The sequence below is a fragment of the Vibrio sp. 1641 genome (genome assembly GCF_033339995.1).
In the GTDB taxonomy this organism is placed as follows: Bacteria; Pseudomonadota; Gammaproteobacteria; order Enterobacterales; family Vibrionaceae; genus Vibrio; species Vibrio alginolyticus.
Genome location: NZ_JAWOVP010000251.1, coordinates 1 through 643, shown reverse-complemented (window position 1 = coordinate 643; position 643 = coordinate 1). Strand labels below are relative to the sequence as shown.

At 45.4% G+C, this 643-nt stretch carries 1 protein-coding gene; it reads right to left on the bottom strand.

Annotated elements, in window-relative coordinates; genetic code table 11:
- Positions 1–88: 88 nt before the first annotated feature.
- A partial coding sequence (locus tag R7Z47_RS25330) for a glycine betaine ABC transporter substrate-binding protein (RefSeq protein ID WP_318130827.1) occupies positions 89–643 on the bottom strand: 555 nt, incomplete at its 5' end.

Here is a 643-nt window from a genome sequence, read left to right as displayed (position 1 = left end):
CCCAACGGTAGTTTGTTGTCCGTAATAAAATTCACAATAAAACCTTTGTGTTGATGATGTGGGCATTGCTGCCCACTAAGAAAATCAATTAAGCGTTGTCTTTAAGGTAACGAGCAATTGTCGACTGTGCGTCTTGACCATCGACGGTCTTCACGTCTTTCAGCCACGCTTCGATTTTGTCTGCGTTCGCGTTTAACCAAGCTTGTGCGGCTTTAGATGGTTTTTGCTTCTGGTTGAGAATCGCTTCCATCAGCTCGTTTTCCATTTCTAGGCTGAACTCTAGGTTTTTCACCAATTGGCCCACATTTGTGCACTCAGCAAGGTAGTTTTGACGTACGTTTGTATAAACGTTTGCACCGCCGTAATTTGGACCGAAGAAATCATCGCCACCCGATAGGTATTCCATTTCAACATTACTGTTCATTGGGTGCGGCGCCCAACCCAAGTAAACGATCCACTGATTGCGACGTACCGCACGTGATACTTGTGACACCATGCCCGCTTCACTTGATTCAACCAGGCTGAAGTCTTTTAAACCAAATGCGTTGCTGTCGATCATGGATTGAATCAGGCGGTTACCATCGTTACCTGGTTCGATGCCGTAAATGCGGTTTTTAAATTTGTCGGCATGTTTTTCCAGGTC